18 protein-coding genes are annotated in these 15,922 nt (G+C 60.0%); 7 read left to right on the forward strand and 11 right to left on the reverse strand.

Annotated elements, in window-relative coordinates; translation table 11 throughout:
* Positions 1 to 263: SymE family type I addiction module toxin (locus J8I87_RS45400; protein ID WP_409518883.1), on the forward strand; the 263-nt coding region annotated here is incomplete at its 5' end.
* Between the two features lie 15 nt (positions 264 to 278).
* Here J8I87_RS45400 and J8I87_RS41385 read toward each other — a convergent pair.
* Together J8I87_RS41385 and J8I87_RS46545 are read right to left on the reverse strand one after the other, a co-directional pair.
* A complete protein-coding gene (locus J8I87_RS41385) occupies positions 279 to 530 on the reverse strand; it encodes a hypothetical protein (RefSeq protein ID WP_209938292.1) in 252 nt (83 codons plus the stop codon).
* A gap of 135 nt (positions 531 to 665) precedes the next feature.
* The gene (locus tag J8I87_RS46545) at positions 666 to 887 is read right to left on the reverse strand and encodes an EndoU domain-containing protein (RefSeq protein WP_209938293.1); all 222 of its coding nucleotides are present in this window, start codon (positions 885 to 887) and stop codon (positions 666 to 668) included.
* Positions 888 to 992: 105 nt separating this feature from the next.
* Between J8I87_RS46545 and J8I87_RS41395 the strand changes: the two genes are divergently transcribed.
* Entirely contained in the window at positions 993 to 1,412 is a 420-nt protein-coding gene (locus J8I87_RS41395; RefSeq protein WP_245254556.1) for a helix-turn-helix domain-containing protein, read from the forward strand.
* 93 nt (positions 1,413 to 1,505) lie between these two features.
* Entirely contained in the window at positions 1,506 to 1,727 is a 222-nt protein-coding gene (locus J8I87_RS41400) for a SymE family type I addiction module toxin (RefSeq protein ID WP_209938294.1), read from the forward strand.
* A 45-nt stretch (positions 1,728 to 1,772) separates the two neighbouring features.
* On the opposite strand, the gene J8I87_RS41405 is transcribed toward J8I87_RS41400, so the two are convergent.
* The 3 genes from J8I87_RS41405 to J8I87_RS41415 form a co-directional block, all read right to left on the reverse strand.
* On the reverse strand, positions 1,773 to 2,054 hold the full coding sequence (locus J8I87_RS41405) for a hypothetical protein (RefSeq protein WP_209938296.1): 282 nt from the start codon (positions 2,052 to 2,054) through the stop codon (positions 1,773 to 1,775).
* A gap of 1,181 nt (positions 2,055 to 3,235) precedes the next feature.
* Positions 3,236 to 4,372, reverse strand: a complete 1,137-nt coding sequence (gene xerC / locus J8I87_RS41410; protein ID WP_209938298.1) for a site-specific tyrosine recombinase XerC — start codon at positions 4,370 to 4,372, stop codon at positions 3,236 to 3,238.
* Entirely contained in the window at positions 4,369 to 7,365 is a 2,997-nt protein-coding gene (locus tag J8I87_RS41415) for a CHC2 zinc finger domain-containing protein (RefSeq protein ID WP_209938300.1), read from the reverse strand. Before J8I87_RS41415 ends, xerC (J8I87_RS41410) begins: the two co-directional genes overlap by 4 nt.
* Positions 7,366 to 7,515: 150 nt before the next feature.
* Between J8I87_RS41415 and J8I87_RS41420 the strand changes: the two genes are divergently transcribed.
* Both J8I87_RS41420 and J8I87_RS41425 read left to right on the forward strand, forming a co-directional pair.
* Positions 7,516 to 7,878 carry a helix-turn-helix domain-containing protein gene (locus tag J8I87_RS41420; protein WP_209938301.1) on the forward strand — a complete coding sequence of 121 codons (363 nt, stop codon included), beginning with the start codon at positions 7,516 to 7,518 and terminating at the stop codon, positions 7,876 to 7,878.
* Positions 7,879 to 7,974: 96 nt separating this feature from the next.
* Positions 7,975 to 8,196: a SymE family type I addiction module toxin gene (locus J8I87_RS41425; protein ID WP_209938302.1), complete on the forward strand. Its 222-nt coding sequence runs from the start codon at positions 7,975 to 7,977 to the stop codon at positions 8,194 to 8,196.
* A gap of 46 nt (positions 8,197 to 8,242) precedes the next feature.
* Here the strand turns inward: J8I87_RS41425 and J8I87_RS41430 are convergent, their stop codons facing one another.
* The 4 genes from J8I87_RS41430 to J8I87_RS41445 all read right to left on the reverse strand — a co-directional run bounded on the left by J8I87_RS41430 (position 8,243) and on the right by J8I87_RS41445 (position 13,856).
* Positions 8,243 to 8,578, reverse strand: a complete 336-nt coding sequence (locus J8I87_RS41430; RefSeq protein WP_209938303.1) for a hypothetical protein — start codon at positions 8,576 to 8,578, stop codon at positions 8,243 to 8,245.
* A complete protein-coding gene (locus J8I87_RS46550; RefSeq protein WP_409518884.1) occupies positions 8,575 to 8,871 on the reverse strand; it encodes a polymorphic toxin type 17 domain-containing protein in 297 nt (98 codons plus the stop codon). Before J8I87_RS46550 ends, J8I87_RS41430 begins: the two co-directional genes overlap by 4 nt.
* A gap of 855 nt (positions 8,872 to 9,726) precedes the next feature.
* Positions 9,727 to 10,863: a site-specific tyrosine recombinase XerC gene (gene xerC / locus J8I87_RS41440; protein ID WP_209938298.1), complete on the reverse strand. Its 1,137-nt coding sequence runs from the start codon at positions 10,861 to 10,863 to the stop codon at positions 9,727 to 9,729.
* The gene (locus J8I87_RS41445; RefSeq protein WP_209938300.1) at positions 10,860 to 13,856 is read right to left on the reverse strand and encodes a CHC2 zinc finger domain-containing protein; all 2,997 of its coding nucleotides are present in this window, start codon (positions 13,854 to 13,856) and stop codon (positions 10,860 to 10,862) included. The genes xerC (J8I87_RS41440) and J8I87_RS41445 overlap by 4 nt, the downstream gene beginning before the upstream one ends.
* Positions 13,857 to 14,006: 150 nt before the next feature.
* On the opposite strand from J8I87_RS41445, the gene J8I87_RS41450 reads away from it, so the two are divergent.
* Both J8I87_RS41450 and J8I87_RS41455 read left to right on the forward strand, forming a co-directional pair.
* Positions 14,007 to 14,369: a helix-turn-helix domain-containing protein gene (locus J8I87_RS41450; RefSeq protein ID WP_209938301.1), complete on the forward strand. Its 363-nt coding sequence runs from the start codon at positions 14,007 to 14,009 to the stop codon at positions 14,367 to 14,369.
* A gap of 96 nt (positions 14,370 to 14,465) precedes the next feature.
* Positions 14,466 to 14,687 carry a SymE family type I addiction module toxin gene (locus J8I87_RS41455; protein WP_209938302.1) on the forward strand — a complete coding sequence of 74 codons (222 nt, stop codon included), beginning with the start codon at positions 14,466 to 14,468 and terminating at the stop codon, positions 14,685 to 14,687.
* 46 nt (positions 14,688 to 14,733) lie between these two features.
* On the opposite strand, the gene J8I87_RS41460 is transcribed toward J8I87_RS41455, so the two are convergent.
* Positions 14,734 to 15,069 (reverse strand): hypothetical protein, encoded by a 336-nt coding sequence (locus tag J8I87_RS41460; protein WP_209938303.1) that lies wholly within the window; start codon positions 15,067 to 15,069, stop codon positions 14,734 to 14,736.
* On the reverse strand, positions 15,066 to 15,922 hold an 857-nt coding region (locus tag J8I87_RS45860), incomplete at its 5' end, for a polymorphic toxin type 17 domain-containing protein (RefSeq protein WP_280923152.1). The genes J8I87_RS41460 and J8I87_RS45860, both read right to left, overlap by 4 nt.

Consider the following 15,922-nt stretch of genomic DNA (forward strand, 5'->3'; position numbering starts at 1 on the left):
GTCGTTTCCTCCAACAACTGGCCCAGCACGTCGTACGCGAAGGCGATGGTTTCCGGTTCCTGTGGTTCGCCGTCCGGGGTCGTAATTCCGACCGACCTCACAACTGGCGAAGCCGTACCGTTCCGCCGCTTTATCCGTGGATGAAGCTGGCAGGGCGCTGGATCGAGCATGCTGGACTCACACCGGGGCAGCGTGCCAGGTTCAACGTTGAACACGGGCGGCTAATCATTGCCGCCGAATCGATGAACAAAGGGCCGCGTTAGCGGCCCTTTGCTATTTCACTTACTTTCTACATAGCTTTTAAGGTGGACCCAGAAGTCGCCATCAAAGATACTCTCCCGGCTCAAACCAAGTAACTCTCCAATTCTCAGACACCCTTCCATATCAATATCTTGTGGATTGAAATGGACTTTCATTAACTCGATAAATAAACCCTCGTACGCCATTTCATATTCGTCATGCTCAATAAAATGGCGTACGGACTCCAATGTCTCATCGTCCAGCACGGCTTCATACTTTTCAAGAAGCACTACCAGCCTATTCTTGACAAAAAAATAATCAATCTATTCTTGCATTTATTCCTCACGGCGGGTTGGGTGCCACATTAATCGGATAGGCGGTGGAAATCTGACCGGCATAAGTCGGATGTGTTGAAGGGTAAAAATCTACCCGTATCTCGACGCCGTCTCGAACGCCAATCGCATAAGGCGAATTCCACTTTCCGACCCCCAGGTAGATTTGGGGTCCGTAGCAACATCTGACACGTGCCGCAAAATATCAGCATCACTCCAATGAGCAGGAAACTCCGTTTTTCCTGGTTTTCCTGCGCCAAACTTATGTCGATTGAGAATATGGTCTTTTCTATGCCCTGTCAGATCACACGACAACCCCAGTGGATCAATCCACGCGATCGGATCCGGCGCATACTGATACTATTTTAGTAGCTAAAATGTTTCAAGCATCAGGAACAGTAAAAACGGAGGCTTACCATCATGGCGTCACTTCTCTTCGCCTTCGCCACGATGAGCTTTTCCGCACGACTGATCGCCCTGCGCAAAGATCGCGGCCTCACCGAGCAAGGTCTGGCTGACGCCGTCGGCATTCATGTCCAGCAGATCAAGCGTTATGAGGCTGGCTCCGCTGAACCGTCCGCCGATGTCCTGCGCAAGCTTGCGCGAACCTTTGCGGTTTCGACCGATCAGCTACTTTTTGAAGAAGGAGAGCGCGCCCCTTCTGGCGATCTGGCCTTGCAGTTTGAAGCCGTGCGCCAGCTCTCCGACGAGGAGCGCGCGGTCATCAGGGAAGTGATGGACAGCCTCATCATCAAGTACCAGACGAGGCGTTGGGATTCGGCGCGACTCGCCGCACCGGCTGCGAAGAAGGTAGCCACGCGACGCTCCGCTGGCCACTAAAAGAAAGGATTCTGATGCTGTAAAAGCGCGAGCCGCATGGGCGGCAACCCATGCGGCTCGCTGACCACAACCAACTCACAGCAGGAGTTGATCATGGCTGACGCCAATCTTAAAGTACGCTCCCCCGTCACGGAACGCTTCGTGACCATCCAGCAGTCGCAACGCTGCCGGCGCAACTGGCGAAGTCGAACCGTGCCGCCGCTTTATCCGTGGATGAAGCTTGCAGGGCGGTGGATTGAGCACGCAGGTTTTGAAGCAGGGCAGCGCGTGAGAATCAACGTCGAACACGGGCGACTGACTATTACCGCCGAATAAAGTAAGAGGATGGGCTGCAGGGGTTGTCACATCAGCCCATCCTCTTTAGTCCATTAATCCATTTTCAAAGTGAAAGTGTTCCATGCTGGCTATAGTAAATTTGCCTATAAAAAATGGAGAACTGTGTTCAGGCTTCTTGGGTGTAAATAATCCATGCGAGGTAGCCCAATCATACACGCCTTCATTTAACGGATATCTTGTCAGAACTCCCGTCAACTGATTCGATGCAATCCATGCTTTCGCCACGTCCAAAACTGTAAATACGCCGGACGGAAATCGAGCCCCCTCACCAACGAATACCCAAATAAATCCAGACTCAACATTCATAAGCCTTCTCTCTAGGTTTGGTTAAACCTAAACCATCGCTGTATCCTATCGACGGATCTCCGTATGATAGTTTGGTTGTTTTCCACGACCGTTCTCTGAGCAGAGGTGAGTTCCGGCGATCCTTCAATTGGTTTTCCGGCTTGACCAATTTTCGTTTCTGGCCCACCACCCTTTACATGAAGATGGGCTGGTCCATGATCTCCGCTCCGCGTGTAGTGAACGATCTCAACGCCGTTTTCCTTAACTATTGTTTTCGGCGGCAATTGTGGCTCTGTAAGACTTCCGCCATTTTTTCGAGTTGGCGATGTCGTGTCCGAACACGACAACCCCCACGGATCAATCCAGCTGATCGGATCCGGCGCATACTGATAAACATTTTACCCTGACGCATCCGCCCCGCGCATCGGCCGCTTTCCCTTATCCAGCAAGCCTTTCAGCCTTCGCCACCTCCGTGGGGCAGAATTTTTCCCCAGAGGCGATTCTAGCCGATCATCGGGAGCACGAAGCATCGTCGAGCCGCCGGGTTTGACGGCGGCCGCAGGCCGGCGGCAAACCCGGCGGAACAGGGCGTGTGTGCACTACCGCTCCATGACCGCGATCGCCGTCGTGTACCTGCTCCAGCGCGAACCCCGTCAAGGCCGCGCGCAGCGCGCCCGCAGGGCCTGGCCTTGACGGCCACGGGGTTCTACGCTCAGCCATGCGGTGCAAGACGACTCGGCGGCTTGCACCGCATGCGAAGCACGCTTTGGGTTTTGTTGTTGCTTTTGATTTCCGCCGAAGGCGGCTAAAGAGGGAGCCCCATGGGGGCGGACGGGAGGACGGCTGCGAGCACGGAAGCGAAGGCCCGCAGGGCCGCAGCCCGGGCGCAGCAGACGACCGGGTGGGCGGGGGCCGTTGACCCTCGCGCGCAGCGCGCTGGATATGCCTTTGTTCGTGTTCCAGGATCATGGCCGGTTTATGGCCCTGACTTTCTTGTGTGCGCAACGCGCACCCGGCGGGCCGGGGGCGCCAGACATAGCGCAAATTAGCAACGGCCGGCGGGCCGTTGCCGCAGCAGCGGCGGGCGAACTGATGGCAACGGCCCGCCGGCCGTTGCTAATTTCCCGGCGTTATGTTCAATCGGCCGCAGGCCGATTTACCCCCGGCCCTCCAGGTTCACGGCCGAAGGCCGCTTGTGCCTTTTATCGTTCATCACTTTCTTCTGACGCATCCTCAGCCGCTTCGGCGTCGATAGCCGCGAGCAGGGAAACGGCATCGGCCACTTCGCCGTCATCCTCATACTCCGGCTCCTGCATCACGCCATCGGCCCGCGCCGGGTGCGTCACCGCGTGGATCTGTTTGAGCTTCTCGACCGACACCATCGTGTAGATCTGCGTGCTCGACAGCGACGCGTGACCCAGCATCGCCTGGATGAACCGCGTATCGGCTCCGTTATCCAGCATGTGCGTAGCCATCGCGTGGCGCAGCAGATGACACGAACCGGTCTTCCGTATGCCGGCGCTCTCCATCATCCGTTTCACGATATGCGCCAGGTACGACGCGTCCATCGGCTCGCCGAAGTCCGTCACCCACATCGCCTGATGACCGCCTGTTGTCAGTTCTTCGCGCGCTTCGAGTACATACCGGTCGAGCCAGCCCAACGCCCGTTTGCCGATCGGCACCAGCCGGTCACGTCGTCCTTTACCCTCGCGCACCATCACCAGCCGCCGCGCGTGATCGACGTCATGCGTTGACAGTCCCGCCATCTCCGAGCGTCGCAAACCCGTCGAGTAAAGCACTTCCACGATGGCCCGGTTACGCAAACCCGTCGGCGTCATCACGTCGGCCTGTGCCAGCATGCGCCCGATCTCCGCCACCGACAGGATCGAGCGCGGAAGGCGCTGCCCCATGCGTGGCATCGACAGTTCGGAGGCCGGATTGAACGGCAGATAGCCCTCACGCGCAAGCCATCGGCCGAAGCGTTTGAGCGTCTGCAACCGCTGCACCTGACCACCCGTGCTCAACGGCTCGCCGCTCGCCTTGCGGTACAGGAACAGCGAACGCTGGTACTGCTCCAGCACCTTCAGCGTCAGCTGCTGCGGCCTGTCGATCGATCGCAGCGCACACCACCGCACGAAGTCCACCAGCGCATTGTGCCCGGCCTTCACCGTCGTCTCCGAGTACGCCATCATCCGCAGCCATTCGGCGTGCGCGTGCAGGTACGCCGCCCACGTCGACGGCATCTCTGCATCCGGATTCGTGCGGGAGACGCGACGGCTGTAAGCCGCCATCCTGCGCCCACGCACCCGTTTGTTCGGCCGCACCGGCTGGTAGCTCATGACGTGGCCTCCTGCGGGTACGATGGTCCGGCGGTGACACCTGTTTTTTTATGTGCAGGAACAGGCGTTTTTGCTCCGTTAATCGGTGCATTCCCGCTCACGCTTGCGCCATCGGTCTCAGCGGCATGCCGTGCCGTGAGCGAAGGGGGCGTTTTGACGGAGCGTTGATGGAGCGAACCGGGGGCGAACCCGCCCTCATGGGGGAGCGAACTTCGAATCGTATCTGTATCCAGCAGGCCCGACAGATGCGTGGCATCGCTGCCGTCGCCGTCATGGATCAGTTCGTATTCGAAGCTCTGGCCACGCCGGCCGCGATGCGTGAGCAGGTATTCCAGATCGACCAGCCGCTCAAGATGCTTGCGCAATGGCGTATCGCCCAGTCCCGTCCACTCCCGAACTTCGCGCCGGCTGAACCTCACCGACTCACGCGGCAACGGCTTCGCGTTCACCGCTGCCGCAATCTGCGCCAGCACCCGCCGCGTCACCGGCGGCAACTCGTCCAGCGAGCGACCCAGCACCTCATGCACGATCCGGTTCGCGTGTTCAATGTCGGCCAGCGTCACCTCGATATACGCGAGCTCAGCGCCCGCGTGCCGCACCGTTTTCACCTCCCGCTGATGCTGGTGCAGCAGCGCAATCGTGTCGATCAGCGTCAGGTATTTTTCATGGTCGCGCCGCGTGCGCGTGCGATCCGACAGGAACGTGAGCTGGTCCGCATACGGGTTCACCACCGCCAGCGGTTTCAGCAACCGCTGCGCGTTGCGATGCACCGCCAGAATCTGTTCCTTCTGCGCCTTCAGCTTCAGTCCGTCGAGCGTGCGCTTGTGCCTCTGCAAACGATGAATCGCCTCGGTCTGCTCGCGACCTTCGTCCACTGTCAGGATCAGGCAGCGGTTCAATAACTCTTCATCGATCTCGATGGCCGTCGTCGTCAGCATGATCGACACCGGCCCCTCCACGCGGTATTCCTGCGTCACCAGGTTGCCTGTATTCGCATCCTTGCCCGTGGACGCAATCGTCAGTTCACCATCGCTTTGCAACAGCTTCAGCGCATACGCGGCGCGACTCGCGCCTTCCTCCTCGCAGATCGCCAGCACCTTGTGTTTCAGGTTCGTCTCGCCCATGTAAAAGAGGCTCTGGCCCGTCATGGCCGAGTATTTGATCCGCTCCTCTTCCGGCACGAACGCGAGCACGGCATCCATGAGTGAACTCTTGCCCGCCGCACTCGAGCTCTGGATCACCACCGCCAGCGGCGTATCGAGCTTGCGCGACACCGCCGCCAGATAGCCGACGAGTTTGTTCGTCTCTTCACCCACCACGCCACACGCCGCGAAGTCCGACACGATCCGCCCAGGCAGATCGGGTGTGCGCAGCAACGCCAGCGCCGCGCGTTTTTCATCGGCCGTCATTGCCTGTGCCGATGACACCGGCACATCAACCGCCGACTGCAACATCTCCAGCTTCAGCAGCATGCGCCCCAGATCGGCCTTCACCGTCTCTTCCTTCACCCGCAATTCCGCCGCGGCCCGCGCGATGTAACTGGCCCGCGCCTTCGCGTGGTAAAGATCAAACGTATCGACGTGGAACAGCTCGCCAGCACTGGCCAGTACATTGACCTTCAACGCGCCCGCCGTTGCCGTGGCCTTCGCGTCGAACCCGCGCACGCGGTAGCGCACCGCGCCAAACGTAAACACGATTTCCGCGTCGCTCACTTCGCATGCGATATCGAGCGACGGCGCGAGCGCTTCAGCCGCCGCCAGCAGCGGCACAGAGCGCACTGCTTTAGCGGCTAAAGAGGGGGCCGCTTCAGGTGCAGCGGTTAGCGCCGCGTCATCGCGTCCTCCCAGCACCTCCCCCGATCGCAACGGCATCGCCACCTCACGCGGCGGCGCAACGCCATTGCCCAGCCACTCCGCACGCCGCACCAGCACGCCCAGACTCTTCTCCGCCGGCCTCACCTTCAGCGCATACGCATTCGCATCCAGCTCGTGCGGAAACCGGATGCGATAGCACCCGAATCCCTTCACCATCAGCCGCCCGACCTGCCGGTCCATCGCCTCGCGTCCCGCCTGATCGTTATCGTATGCAAACACGATGCGCTCAATACGCTCCGCCTCGAACAGCGTCAGATGATCCGCCGTCAACCCTTCCGCGCCGAACGACGCTGTCACGTTCGTATAGCCCGCACACCAGAACGTCAGCGCATCGATGATCGACTCGCACAGGATCACTTCCTTCTGCCCGCGCAATCCCTGCGCATTGAACACGCCCCGATGCGCTCCCGGCAGGTACAGGTGGTACGCCGTGCCCGGGCGCAGGTTGTCCAGTATCTTGCGCCCGTACAGGCCCGCCACGTGGCCTGACTCATCGAACCACGGAAACACCACGCATCCGTTCAGGTGCTCATGCCCGCTCTCGCGCAGCACCCCCACCGACTGCAACCGCGCGCGCATCGCCGCACCCGCCTGACGGTTTTTCTCGGGCAGCCGCAGCCCCAGCGTCCGGTTCGCATAGCCCAGCCGGAAGTGATCCACCGCGCCCGCAATGCCGCGCTTCTCCAGGTAGGCCATCGCCTCGGGCGAGTTCTTCAGCGTCTGATGGTAGTAATCCACCACCTGCTCCAGCAGCGCCGCATCGTCCGCGCCCGCCGACACCGGCGAGGGCAGTGCGCGCACCGTGGAATGCGCCGTCCCGGCTTTAGCCGCTAAAGAGGAAATGCCTTCGCGCAGCAGCTCCACCGCGTGACGGAACGAGATGCCGTTCGCCTTCATCGCCCAGTCCACCGGACCACCGCCGAGCCCGCAGCCAAAGCAGTGCCACAGGTTCTTCGACGGCGTCACCACCAGCGACGGCGTGGAATCGTCATGGAACGGACACCGGCCACGCCAGTCCTTGCCCGACTTCCCAAGCTCGATGCCGTGCGCGCGCACGAGCTGCTCGACCGATACCTCGGCCTTCATGCGCTCAAGCTCGGATTCGGGGATGCGGGCCATAAACCGTCCTTTGGCTAAAACCCTGTCAAGGGGGTTTGCATAAAAATAACTCACGGCCAGTATACTTCGTTTTGAAGTATACTGGACATTGTTTTGTAGAACCGGGGGTATCTTGTGGCTGTCTTCACACATGAAGTTCCGACATCAGCCATGTCTATCACCGACGATGAGCGTGCGTTTTTTATCGCCCTGGGCGAACGCATTGCCCAGTTCCGCAAGACGCGCAACATCACGCAGGTCAAGCTCGCCGAGACACTGGGTGTGTCCCAGCAAACCTATCAGTCGTATGAGGTAGGGCGCAGGCGCATTCCGGTCTCGGCGCTGCCGGTTGTGGCGCGAACCCTGTCGGTTTCGCTGGAGGAACTGTTCGGCGAGCCCGATAGCTCACCACGCAAACGCGGTCCCATGCCGCGATGGCAGAAGCACATCGAAGCCATTGCGCAGCTACCCAGGGCCAAGCAGCAGTTCGTCGCGCAGATGCTCGAAGCCGTGCTCGCGCAGGCGCAGCAGTAAAGGAAGGAGAGGTAGCGCAGTAAACGAAGCGCGGGCGGTGAGTGCGTCAACACTCACCGCCCGCTGACCACCACCAACTCACACCAGGAGTTGATCATGGCTGACGCCAATCTTAAAGCACGTCCATCCGTCACGGAACGCTTCGTGACCATCCAGCAGTCGCAGCGCTACCGGCGCAACTGGCGAAGCCGCACCGTGCCGCCGCTTTATCCGTGGATGAAACTCGCCGGGCGGTGGATCGAGCACGCAGGCTTCGAAGCAGGGCAGCGCGTCAGAATCCATGTCGAACACGGGCGACTGACTATTACTGCGGAGTAGACGAACGAAGGGCCGCAGCAAGCGGTCCTTTTTTATAGCGAGATTTTTATTCGGCCTTTTTGAAATTTGGATTCTCAGCACTTACGCCAATAGACTCCACTCCCACGATTGTGGGGTGATTTGTCCACGCGCTAAACTCAAATTCTATATCTCCAGTCAACACCCATTGCTGCCCCATAGACTGGCATATCTTTAAAAATCCATATAAAGCTTGCTCCCAAGATTCACAATAGCCGCGAAGCTCCACTCCTGACTCAACGTTACAACAAATTAGTTGCATGACATTTTTGTCAAGATGCGATTTGATCCTGTTTTCAATCTTTTCTTTTGCCTGATTCGATTTGGCAGAAAGAAAGAAATTAACAACCAGAATAATATTCATTTGTGTGTTATTTCTCCGCCCAACGATACGTTTGCATGAGACCCATCACGAGTTGCCCAGCCGATCTGGCTCTTCCCAGTTCCTGAAAGTTGGACATCCCATTCGAATGGCTCACCAACAGTCCTCGATGGTCCCTTCTTCCAGACATTTCCGAATCGATCTAGATACCCATTATTTGCTTTGGGAAGCGGCATTGTCGGTTCCCAATTCTTTGGGGGCACGTAACGGATTCTGCCTTTCGTAGGCAAGCCTGCTGCCTTAATTCTTCCTTTTTTCGTCGGGACACACGACAACCCCCACGGATCAATCCAGCTGATCGGATCCGGCGCATACTGATAAACATTTTACCCTGACGCATCCGCCCCGCGCATCGGCCGCTTTCCCTTATCCAGCAAGCCTTTCAGCCTTCGCCACCTCCGTGGGGCAGAATTTTTCCCCAGAGGCGATTCTAGCCGATCATCGGGAGCACGAAGCATCGTCGAGCCGCCGGGTTTGACGGCGGCCGCAGGCCGGCGGCAAACCCGGCGGAACAGGGCGTGTGTGCACTACCGCTCCATGACCGCGATCGCCGTCGTGTACCTGCTCCAGCGCGAACCCCGTCAAGGCCGCGCGCAGCGCGCCCGCAGGGCCTGGCCTTGACGGCCACGGGGTTCTACGCTCAGCCATGCGGTGCAAGACGACTCGGCGGCTTGCACCGCATGCGAAGCACGCTTTGGGTTTTGTTGTTGCTTTTGATTTCCGCCGAAGGCGGCTAAAGAGGGAGCCCCATGGGGGCGGACGGGAGGACGGCTGCGAGCACGGAAGCGAAGGCCCGCAGGGCCGCAGCCCGGGCGCAGCAGACGACCGGGTGGGCGGGGGCCGTTGACCCTCGCGCGCAGCGCGCTGGATATGCCTTTGTTCGTGTTCCAGGATCATGGCCGGTTTATGGCCCTGACTTTCTTGTGTGCGCAACGCGCACCCGGCGGGCCGGGGGCGCCAGACATAGCGCAAATTAGCAACGGCCGGCGGGCCGTTGCCGCAGCAGCGGCGGGCGAACTGATGGCAACGGCCCGCCGGCCGTTGCTAATTTCCCGGCGTTATGTTCAATCGGCCGCAGGCCGATTTACCCCCGGCCCTCCAGGTTCACGGCCGAAGGCCGCTTGTGCCTTTTATCGTTCATCACTTTCTTCTGACGCATCCTCAGCCGCTTCGGCGTCGATAGCCGCGAGCAGGGAAACGGCATCGGCCACTTCGCCGTCATCCTCATACTCCGGCTCCTGCATCACGCCATCGGCCCGCGCCGGGTGCGTCACCGCGTGGATCTGTTTGAGCTTCTCGACCGACACCATCGTGTAGATCTGCGTGCTCGACAGCGACGCGTGACCCAGCATCGCCTGGATGAACCGCGTATCGGCTCCGTTATCCAGCATGTGCGTAGCCATCGCGTGGCGCAGCAGATGACACGAACCGGTCTTCCGTATGCCGGCGCTCTCCATCATCCGTTTCACGATATGCGCCAGGTACGACGCGTCCATCGGCTCGCCGAAGTCCGTCACCCACATCGCCTGATGACCGCCTGTTGTCAGTTCTTCGCGCGCTTCGAGTACATACCGGTCGAGCCAGCCCAACGCCCGTTTGCCGATCGGCACCAGCCGGTCACGTCGTCCTTTACCCTCGCGCACCATCACCAGCCGCCGCGCGTGATCGACGTCATGCGTTGACAGTCCCGCCATCTCCGAGCGTCGCAAACCCGTCGAGTAAAGCACTTCCACGATGGCCCGGTTACGCAAACCCGTCGGCGTCATCACGTCGGCCTGTGCCAGCATGCGCCCGATCTCCGCCACCGACAGGATCGAGCGCGGAAGGCGCTGCCCCATGCGTGGCATCGACAGTTCGGAGGCCGGATTGAACGGCAGATAGCCCTCACGCGCAAGCCATCGGCCGAAGCGTTTGAGCGTCTGCAACCGCTGCACCTGACCACCCGTGCTCAACGGCTCGCCGCTCGCCTTGCGGTACAGGAACAGCGAACGCTGGTACTGCTCCAGCACCTTCAGCGTCAGCTGCTGCGGCCTGTCGATCGATCGCAGCGCACACCACCGCACGAAGTCCACCAGCGCATTGTGCCCGGCCTTCACCGTCGTCTCCGAGTACGCCATCATCCGCAGCCATTCGGCGTGCGCGTGCAGGTACGCCGCCCACGTCGACGGCATCTCTGCATCCGGATTCGTGCGGGAGACGCGACGGCTGTAAGCCGCCATCCTGCGCCCACGCACCCGTTTGTTCGGCCGCACCGGCTGGTAGCTCATGACGTGGCCTCCTGCGGGTACGATGGTCCGGCGGTGACACCTGTTTTTTTATGTGCAGGAACAGGCGTTTTTGCTCCGTTAATCGGTGCATTCCCGCTCACGCTTGCGCCATCGGTCTCAGCGGCATGCCGTGCCGTGAGCGAAGGGGGCGTTTTGACGGAGCGTTGATGGAGCGAACCGGGGGCGAACCCGCCCTCATGGGGGAGCGAACTTCGAATCGTATCTGTATCCAGCAGGCCCGACAGATGCGTGGCATCGCTGCCGTCGCCGTCATGGATCAGTTCGTATTCGAAGCTCTGGCCACGCCGGCCGCGATGCGTGAGCAGGTATTCCAGATCGACCAGCCGCTCAAGATGCTTGCGCAATGGCGTATCGCCCAGTCCCGTCCACTCCCGAACTTCGCGCCGGCTGAACCTCACCGACTCACGCGGCAACGGCTTCGCGTTCACCGCTGCCGCAATCTGCGCCAGCACCCGCCGCGTCACCGGCGGCAACTCGTCCAGCGAGCGACCCAGCACCTCATGCACGATCCGGTTCGCGTGTTCAATGTCGGCCAGCGTCACCTCGATATACGCGAGCTCAGCGCCCGCGTGCCGCACCGTTTTCACCTCCCGCTGATGCTGGTGCAGCAGCGCAATCGTGTCGATCAGCGTCAGGTATTTTTCATGGTCGCGCCGCGTGCGCGTGCGATCCGACAGGAACGTGAGCTGGTCCGCATACGGGTTCACCACCGCCAGCGGTTTCAGCAACCGCTGCGCGTTGCGATGCACCGCCAGAATCTGTTCCTTCTGCGCCTTCAGCTTCAGTCCGTCGAGCGTGCGCTTGTGCCTCTGCAAACGATGAATCGCCTCGGTCTGCTCGCGACCTTCGTCCACTGTCAGGATCAGGCAGCGGTTCAATAACTCTTCATCGATCTCGATGGCCGTCGTCGTCAGCATGATCGACACCGGCCCCTCCACGCGGTATTCCTGCGTCACCAGGTTGCCTGTATTCGCATCCTTGCCCGTGGACGCAATCGTCAGTTCACCATCGCTTTGCAACAGCTTCAGCGCATACGCGGCGCGACTCGCGCCTTCCTCCTCGCAGATCGCCAGCACCTTGTGTTTCAGGTTCGTCTCGCCCATGTAAAAGAGGCTCTGGCCCGTCATGGCCGAGTATTTGATCCGCTCCTCTTCCGGCACGAACGCGAGCACGGCATCCATGAGTGAACTCTTGCCCGCCGCACTCGAGCTCTGGATCACCACCGCCAGCGGCGTATCGAGCTTGCGCGACACCGCCGCCAGATAGCCGACGAGTTTGTTCGTCTCTTCACCCACCACGCCACACGCCGCGAAGTCCGACACGATCCGCCCAGGCAGATCGGGTGTGCGCAGCAACGCCAGCGCCGCGCGTTTTTCATCGGCCGTCATTGCCTGTGCCGATGACACCGGCACATCAACCGCCGACTGCAACATCTCCAGCTTCAGCAGCATGCGCCCCAGATCGGCCTTCACCGTCTCTTCCTTCACCCGCAATTCCGCCGCGGCCCGCGCGATGTAACTGGCCCGCGCCTTCGCGTGGTAAAGATCAAACGTATCGACGTGGAACAGCTCGCCAGCACTGGCCAGTACATTGACCTTCAACGCGCCCGCCGTTGCCGTGGCCTTCGCGTCGAACCCGCGCACGCGGTAGCGCACCGCGCCAAACGTAAACACGATTTCCGCGTCGCTCACTTCGCATGCGATATCGAGCGACGGCGCGAGCGCTTCAGCCGCCGCCAGCAGCGGCACAGAGCGCACTGCTTTAGCGGCTAAAGAGGGGGCCGCTTCAGGTGCAGCGGTTAGCGCCGCGTCATCGCGTCCTCCCAGCACCTCCCCCGATCGCAACGGCATCGCCACCTCACGCGGCGGCGCAACGCCATTGCCCAGCCACTCCGCACGCCGCACCAGCACGCCCAGACTCTTCTCCGCCGGCCTCACCTTCAGCGCATACGCATTCGCATCCAGCTCGTGCGGAAACCGGATGCGATAGCACCCGAATCCCTTCACCATCAGCCGCCCGACCTGCCGGTCCATCGCCTCGCGTCCCGCCTGATCGTTATCGTATGCAAACACGATGCGCTCAATACGCTCCGCCTCGAACAGCGTCAGATGATCCGCCGTCAACCCTTCCGCGCCGAACGACGCTGTCACGTTCGTATAGCCCGCACACCAGAACGTCAGCGCATCGATGATCGACTCGCACAGGATCACTTCCTTCTGCCCGCGCAATCCCTGCGCATTGAACACGCCCCGATGCGCTCCCGGCAGGTACAGGTGGTACGCCGTGCCCGGGCGCAGGTTGTCCAGTATCTTGCGCCCGTACAGGCCCGCCACGTGGCCTGACTCATCGAACCACGGAAACACCACGCATCCGTTCAGGTGCTCATGCCCGCTCTCGCGCAGCACCCCCACCGACTGCAACCGCGCGCGCATCGCCGCACCCGCCTGACGGTTTTTCTCGGGCAGCCGCAGCCCCAGCGTCCGGTTCGCATAGCCCAGCCGGAAGTGATCCACCGCGCCCGCAATGCCGCGCTTCTCCAGGTAGGCCATCGCCTCGGGCGAGTTCTTCAGCGTCTGATGGTAGTAATCCACCACCTGCTCCAGCAGCGCCGCATCGTCCGCGCCCGCCGACACCGGCGAGGGCAGTGCGCGCACCGTGGAATGCGCCGTCCCGGCTTTAGCCGCTAAAGAGGAAATGCCTTCGCGCAGCAGCTCCACCGCGTGACGGAACGAGATGCCGTTCGCCTTCATCGCCCAGTCCACCGGACCACCGCCGAGCCCGCAGCCAAAGCAGTGCCACAGGTTCTTCGACGGCGTCACCACCAGCGACGGCGTGGAATCGTCATGGAACGGACACCGGCCACGCCAGTCCTTGCCCGACTTCCCAAGCTCGATGCCGTGCGCGCGCACGAGCTGCTCGACCGATACCTCGGCCTTCATGCGCTCAAGCTCGGATTCGGGGATGCGGGCCATAAACCGTCCTTTGGCTAAAACCCTGTCAAGGGGGTTTGCATAAAAATAACTCACGGCCAGTATACTTCGTTTTGAAGTATACTGGACATTGTTTTGTAGAACCGGGGGTATCTTGTGGCTGTCTTCACACATGAAGTTCCGACATCAGCCATGTCTATCACCGACGATGAGCGTGCGTTTTTTATCGCCCTGGGCGAACGCATTGCCCAGTTCCGCAAGACGCGCAACATCACGCAGGTCAAGCTCGCCGAGACACTGGGTGTGTCCCAGCAAACCTATCAGTCGTATGAGGTAGGGCGCAGGCGCATTCCGGTCTCGGCGCTGCCGGTTGTGGCGCGAACCCTGTCGGTTTCGCTGGAGGAACTGTTCGGCGAGCCCGATAGCTCACCACGCAAACGCGGTCCCATGCCGCGATGGCAGAAGCACATCGAAGCCATTGCGCAGCTACCCAGGGCCAAGCAGCAGTTCGTCGCGCAGATGCTCGAAGCCGTGCTCGCGCAGGCGCAGCAGTAAAGGAAGGAGAGGTAGCGCAGTAAACGAAGCGCGGGCGGTGAGTGCGTCAACACTCACCGCCCGCTGACCACCACCAACTCACACCAGGAGTTGATCATGGCTGACGCCAATCTTAAAGCACGTCCATCCGTCACGGAACGCTTCGTGACCATCCAGCAGTCGCAGCGCTACCGGCGCAACTGGCGAAGCCGCACCGTGCCGCCGCTTTATCCGTGGATGAAACTCGCCGGGCGGTGGATCGAGCACGCAGGCTTCGAAGCAGGGCAGCGCGTCAGAATCCATGTCGAACACGGGCGACTGACTATTACTGCGGAGTAGACGAACGAAGGGCCGCAGCAAGCGGTCCTTTTTTATAGCGAGATTTTTATTCGGCCTTTTTGAAATTTGGATTCTCAGCACTTACGCCAATAGACTCCACTCCCACGATTGTGGGGTGATTTGTCCACGCGCTAAACTCAAATTCTATATCTCCAGTCAACACCCATTGCTGCCCCATAGACTGGCATATCTTTAAAAATCCATATAAAGCTTGCTCCCAAGATTCACAATAGCCGCGAAGCTCCACTCCTGACTCAACGTTACAACAAATTAGTTGCATGACATTTTTGTCAAGATGCGATTTGATCCTGTTTTCAATCTTTTCTTTTGCCTGATTCGATTTGGCAGAAAGAAAGAAATTAACAACCAGAATAATATTCATTTGTGTGTTATTTCTCCGCCCAACGATACGTTTGCATGAGACCCATCACGAGTTGCCCAGCCGATCTGGCTCTTCCCAGTTCCTGAAAGTTGGACATCCCATTCGAATGGCTCACCAACAGTCCTCGATGGTCCCTTCTTCCAGACATTTCCGAATCGATCTAGATACCCATTATTTGCTTTGGGAAGCGGCATTGTCGGTTCCCAATTCTTTGGGGGCACGTAACGGATTCTGCCTTTCGTAGGCAAGCCTGCTGCCTTAATTCTTCCTTTTTTCGTCGGGACACACGACAACCCCCACGGATCAATCCAGCTGATCGGATCCGGCGCATACTGATAGACGTTAAACCCGCCCGCCAGCCCAATCGGATCTGGACTAATGAAGCGACCGTTGTCGGGATCATAATACCGGAACAGGTTGTAATGCAGTCCGGTTTCCCGATCAAGGTATTGCCCCTGGAATCTCAGATTCTGCTGCGGCCTGTATTCCTCGACTGCCGTCTCGACTACCGTGTTGCCCCACACCTGGTACTGCATGGACCACACGATCTCGCCGTTTGCGTCTGTCAGTTCCTCCGGTGCGCCGTTGATGTCTGTATGGTAGTACAGGATGCTCTGCGTCGATGAGTCATGTTTGTCATCCAGCCTCGCCAACGGTTCGTAGCTGCCCGCACCGTTGTACAGGTACAGGCTTGCGTCGCCGTTCGCGCGCACCTCCTGCACCATGCGCATGCCGTCCCACAGGAAACGCACGTACGAATGCCGCTGCCCGTCCGGGTCGATCTGGTACTTTGCCGTGCGCCGGCCCAATGCGTCGTACCCGTACCCGTAACGCCGTTCCGGCAAACCGGTAC

This window comes from Paraburkholderia sp. LEh10 (assembly GCF_017814945.1).
Lineage (GTDB): Bacteria > Pseudomonadota > Gammaproteobacteria > Burkholderiales > Burkholderiaceae > Paraburkholderia.